The following is a 4,406-nucleotide window of genomic DNA, read 5'->3' on the forward strand; positions in this document are numbered from 1 at the left end:
ACACGCAACCGAATCCCGAGACAGCCCAAAACCGTTCGCGCATACCGCCGCTGCAACTGTTCGCGCCGTCCACGCGGCATAACGACATTGACAACAGGAAATCGGGCGACGAGTGGCGGAGTCAGCAGATCTGCACCCAGCTACCGACTGCGGTCACCGTAATTGGGCGGCTCGTCGGCAAGTGCCGCCGCTGCTAGCTCGTCGGCTGCCCGCATCAGCGTAGACACCACCGGATGACCCGAACCCAGCAGCGCCGCAACCTTTTCGGTGACCGTCTGGAGTTCATCGCGCAGTTGCCGCGACACTGTCATGTCGGAACTCATGGGCTCGACTCCTATCCTCGGGATGCACACTTGCTTGCCGGAACGTCTACCGATCCGGACCTGTCACTGAACGTGAACGGGTGTCCCTGGATACTGCCCCAGATCTCCACCGCCGCGCGCCACGACCCGGCATAGCAGGGGGCCGACACCTCGTATCTGGCATCGGGAGCCGGAAGCGTACGATTCGGCTGCGTCGCCGACGCTACTTCCCACCGCGAGCTACCGGCGGGATTGAATTCCAGCTTCAACACCACGGTATGTTCCTCCGGTGGCTCGGTGCACTGGGCGACACCTCGCGCCACCACTTGTGGCGGTAGCACAGTGGGACGTGTCCAGGTGAATTCGAACCCGCAGTCCTTCGCGGCGGCGTACGCGGGGCCAGTGCCGTCTGTCACGTTGCCCGCGCCCATGGGCAAGGCGATGGTGCATGCCGCGAGGGTGGTTCTGACAATCTTCATCTGTTCCTCCATCAGGGGTTACGAGAACGGCACGGCACTACGCGGCGGGGTCGGGCCGTTTGTTGTGACGGGCACACGCCACAACGTAGGGCGGGGTTTTCCAGCCCGCTGCGCGCATCGACTCGTAGATCTGTGTGAGCTGCTCGGCGGTCGGCGGCGCGCTAGGCGCGACGGCGGTGGTGAACTCTTCGATCTGCTCGGGGTTGCCGTGATGCTGGTAGCTGGTTTCATACATGGGGGCTTTGGGTCCTCTGGGTCTTGATGCGGGCGTTGGTCACAGCAGCCAGCCGGGCCAGTCGTCGACCCAGACGACCGGCCGGGGATAGGCCCCGTCACCGATGCACGCCCACAACACGTTGGTGGGCATGCTGTGGAGACGTTGTTTCACGGTGACGATGTCGGCGAACAGGGCAGTGTGAGGCCGCACGAACGGTTTTCCGTCCGGGTTCCACGCCTGGATGCAGGCCAGGGACCAGCCGAGATGATCGCCGACTCGAATGTCGGGGTCGGCACCCAGATTCGGTTGCTGTGTCGCCAATGCCACAGCTGCTTGTAGGGGACCCCGGACCGCAGCGCGAACTGGCCGAGCCCGAAATAGCGGCGGACTCCGGCATCGTGTCGACCGGGTTGGTAGAACTTGGGAGTCGGCATGTTCGCCGCGCGCGGCTTCACTGCTCGATCTCGACATCGACGACGGCCTCCGGTTCGATATCGATGAACGCGGCGGGCAGCCAGTCTTGCCCGTCCAGTTCGCGGCCATCGAAATCGACGAAGTCGAACTCTTCGATCCAGCCGTCCTCATCCGGGATGCCGGTCGCTCCGTCGCTGAAGATGATGAGGCTCACCGGACGTGCCGCTCACTCGCCGGGACGATCCGCCCGGACTCCACCAGCGTCGTGTACGCCATGCGCTTCGCGGCGCAGCGATCGATTGTGCAGTCCAGCCGTTCCCGCATCATCGCGTGCGCATCGTCGACGGTGTACCCGATCTCGGGTGCATGGTGGCAGGTGTCCTCGGAGGCGACCCGGTGCAGGATTTCACCGGCAGGCACCGAGCTTTCGGGTGTGCCGTCAGGGTCAATGATGGAGGGCAGGAAGTAGACGATCAGACCCATCCCCGCAACGACGGCGGCGATGACGGTGAGAGTCATGAGTTCTGCGGGCATTGGGCGATACCCCTCGGTGCGTTGTTCCGGTTGAGTGCACTCGGCGCCGGGGATGTCGGGCTCGCTGATCCGAGGACACAAGATCGGTGAGCGCTCCCTCCGAGGAGGGACGGAGCCTGGGCCACATCGACCCGGCGCCGGGTGGCTGTGCCAACCATCGCGCCTGTTTGAGCACGTCGGAAGCCCGCCGCGGTCTACGCTGGTCTACCTGGCGGTCTACTTCGGTCTACGCACGGTGGACGTTCTCACAGCAGGGGGCGAATGTTGGGTATGCAGGTCAAATGGACCGGCGCCGAAGCCACCGCTTTGCGGGAAGCTTTGGGGCTTACCCAAGTTCGGTTTGCCTCACGCGCGGGCATCGCGAAGAGCACGGTGACGAAGTGGCGACACTTGGGCGACGCCATCGAATTGGGCGACAAATGCGCCGAAATTATGGAGACAATGCTCAGCCGAGCGACGGCTGAGCAACGCGCTCGATTCACCACTGCGATCGGCGGCAAACCTGCCGATGATCTTCCTGCGGATAGTGTTGGCATCCAATGGATTCCGGGCATGTGGACTGCGGACGCAACCATAGTCGCCAACGACCTGACCAGGGAGGACCTGATTTTGGATCGTCGCCAGATCAGCAAGGCGCTACTCGGAGTAGTGATCGGCGCACCGCTACTCGAACCGCTCGAGTGGTGGCTACGTCACGGTAGCGCGATTACGATTCCGGGCTGTGCCAGGCCGGGGGTAGGGGTGCAGGAGGTTGAGCAGCTGGAGAACGCGGCTCGAGTTTTCCGTGCATGGGACGACCAGCATGGTGGTGGGTTGCGCCGGAAAGCTGTTGTCGGCCAACTGAGCGAAGTGAACGAGCTGCTCAGGGAAGCCCATCCGCCAGAGATCCGCCGTCGGCTGGCCGGAACGATGGCACAGCTCGCGGAAACGGCGGCCATGATGTCGTGGGACTCCGGTCAGCAGACTCTCGCCCAGCGCTACTACGCGCTCGCAGTCCGAGCCGCCCGCGAAGCCGACGATCCAGCGTTCTGCGCGCTCGCACTCGCAGGAATGGCACGCCAACTGCTTTCGCTGGGCCGACCATCGGACGCGCTCGAACTGATCCGGCTCGCCCAGAACTACGCTGCGGGTCACCTCACCCAGACCGCCGAAGCCATGCTGCACACCCGCGAAGCATGGGCCTACGGGCAGTTAGGGCGGACGACGGCGTTCCGCAAAACCTGCGAGAAGGCGTATGAAGCGTTCGAGCACTCCGAGCCCGGCGTCGACCCGTACTGGATCCACTACTTCGACGCCGCCGAGTTGTCCGGCACGCTCGGTGGCCGATTGCTCGACATCGCGCGCCGGGATCAGTCGTTTGCGGGTGAGGCCGCTGGATACATCGACCGCGCGATCCAATTGCGGCAACCGGACCGACGGCGCTCGGCGGCGCTGGATCAGTTGGGGATGGTCGAGGCCAGGCTGATCGAGGGCGAACCGGAGGAAGCGTGCCGTGCTGGGCACGCTGCGCTGCAGGTGGTCGAACAGACCGCGTCTGACCGCGTGGCCAAGAAGCTCGCGAGGGTGTACAACCGCACCGAACAGTTTGTCAACGTCGGTGTGGTGGCCGAACTGCGCGAGCGCATGCGGCCCCTCGTCGCGGCAACGGCATAGGAGTCGTCTGCATGGTGCGTATCGGGGTCACCGGGCACATGAACATCACCGAGGCCACCGTGCCGCTGGTGTACGAGGCGATCAGCAAGATCCTCGGGAGTGACACGGTCTCCGACCTGGTTGGCATCAGTTGCATTGCACATGGCGCCGATTCGGTATTCGCGAAGGCGGTGCTCGATGCTGGCGGAGCGCTCGAAGTCGTGCTGCCGTCGCGGAACTACCGCGAACGCAAGGTGAAACCGGACCATGCCGAACTGTTCGACAAGCTGCTCAGCAGCGCATCGAAGGTGCACGTAATGGACTTCGACGACGCTGGCAGGGAGGCGTACGAAGCCGCGAACGAAGTCATGCTGTCATCGTGTTCCCGGCTAGTCGCGGTGTGGGATGGGGATGCAAGTCAGCGGGGCGGTACCGGCACCGTGGTCGAGCTTGCCCGTGAGCGCGGCGTGCCAGTCGAAATCGTCTGGCCGGATGGCGCTGCGCGGGAGTAAATGCTGCTCGGTAGGTTCGCGGTCGGTTACTTCGGACCGTCGTCCTCCTGGGCTGCAAGGTCTCACAATCGGTATCGGTACACGGTCGGCTCGCCCCTTCAGCGACGATCCGGATCGACCGCCAGGCCGCCGATCAGAAAATCGCCCGGTGGCCGAAGCCCTGGCGACGGAACGGTCGAACCGCCGCGACAGCGCTGAAATGCGGACTCCGGCCGAGCAGGCGCCCGGTCGGCCTCGTGACCGTGTCCTTCGATCAGTCTGTCGACACCGCAGACTCGGCAACTCGATGGCCGGAGCCCCTGCGCCGGAACGGTCG

The 4,406-nt window shown here is 64.5% G+C and carries 8 protein-coding genes; 2 read left to right on the top strand and 6 right to left on the bottom strand.

Going from position 1 to position 4,406, the window contains the following annotated elements; all coding sequences use genetic code 11:
* Window positions 1-140: 140 nt before the first annotated feature.
* The 6 genes from AB0L58_RS42820 to AB0L58_RS42845 form a co-directional block, all read right to left on the bottom strand.
* Complete coding sequence (locus AB0L58_RS42820; protein WP_364397429.1) at window positions 141-323, bottom strand: hypothetical protein; 183 nt, start codon at window positions 321-323, stop codon at window positions 141-143.
* 11 nt (window positions 324-334) lie between these two features.
* On the bottom strand, window positions 335-781 hold the full coding sequence (locus AB0L58_RS42825) for a hypothetical protein (protein WP_364397432.1): 447 nt from the start codon (window positions 779-781) through the stop codon (window positions 335-337).
* Window positions 782-818: 37 nt separating this feature from the next.
* Window positions 819-1,016 (bottom strand): hypothetical protein, encoded by a 198-nt coding sequence (locus AB0L58_RS42830; RefSeq protein ID WP_364397434.1) that lies wholly within the window; start codon window positions 1,014-1,016, stop codon window positions 819-821.
* Window positions 1,017-1,055: 39 nt separating this feature from the next.
* On the bottom strand, window positions 1,056-1,319 hold the full coding sequence (locus tag AB0L58_RS42835) for a hypothetical protein (RefSeq protein ID WP_364397437.1): 264 nt from the start codon (window positions 1,317-1,319) through the stop codon (window positions 1,056-1,058).
* Window positions 1,320-1,449: 130 nt separating this feature from the next.
* Window positions 1,450-1,626, bottom strand: coding sequence for a hypothetical protein (locus AB0L58_RS42840; RefSeq protein WP_364397440.1), 177 nt, complete (start codon window positions 1,624-1,626; stop codon window positions 1,450-1,452).
* Window positions 1,623-1,946 (bottom strand): hypothetical protein, encoded by a 324-nt coding sequence (locus AB0L58_RS42845; protein ID WP_364397443.1) that lies wholly within the window; start codon window positions 1,944-1,946, stop codon window positions 1,623-1,625. Before AB0L58_RS42845 ends, AB0L58_RS42840 begins: the two co-directional genes overlap by 4 nt.
* Before the next feature lie 552 nt (window positions 1,947-2,498).
* Here AB0L58_RS42845 and AB0L58_RS42850 point away from each other — a divergent pair.
* Together AB0L58_RS42850 and AB0L58_RS42855 are read left to right on the top strand one after the other, a co-directional pair.
* Complete coding sequence (locus AB0L58_RS42850; protein ID WP_364397446.1) at window positions 2,499-3,599, top strand: hypothetical protein; 1,101 nt, start codon at window positions 2,499-2,501, stop codon at window positions 3,597-3,599.
* A 38-nt stretch (window positions 3,600-3,637) separates the two neighbouring features.
* Window positions 3,638-4,090 carry a hypothetical protein gene (locus tag AB0L58_RS42855; protein WP_364397448.1) on the top strand — a complete coding sequence of 151 codons (453 nt, stop codon included), beginning with the start codon at window positions 3,638-3,640 and terminating at the stop codon, window positions 4,088-4,090.
* Window positions 4,091-4,406: the final 316 nt, after the last annotated feature.

Origin of the sequence: Nocardia sp. NPDC052112, from assembly GCF_040680135.1 — a bacterium.
Classification (GTDB): domain Bacteria; phylum Actinomycetota; class Actinomycetes; order Mycobacteriales; family Mycobacteriaceae; genus Nocardia.

Excerpts from the sequence above, each read along its gene's own strand:
- AB0L58_RS42820 (WP_364397429.1), bottom strand. The coding sequence starts at position 323 with ATGAGTTCCGACATGACAGTGTCGCGGCAACTGCGCGATGAACTCCAG.
- AB0L58_RS42825 (WP_364397432.1), bottom strand. The coding sequence starts at position 781 with ATGAAGATTGTCAGAACCACCCTCGCGGCATGCACCATCGCCTTGCCC.
- AB0L58_RS42830 (WP_364397434.1), bottom strand. The coding sequence starts at position 1,016 with ATGTATGAAACCAGCTACCAGCATCACGGCAACCCCGAGCAGATCGAA.
- AB0L58_RS42845 (WP_364397443.1), bottom strand. The coding sequence starts at position 1,946 with ATGCCCGCAGAACTCATGACTCTCACCGTCATCGCCGCCGTCGTTGCG.
- AB0L58_RS42850 (WP_364397446.1), top strand. The coding sequence starts at position 2,499 with ATGTGGACTGCGGACGCAACCATAGTCGCCAACGACCTGACCAGGGAG.
- AB0L58_RS42855 (WP_364397448.1), top strand. The coding sequence starts at position 3,638 with ATGAACATCACCGAGGCCACCGTGCCGCTGGTGTACGAGGCGATCAGC.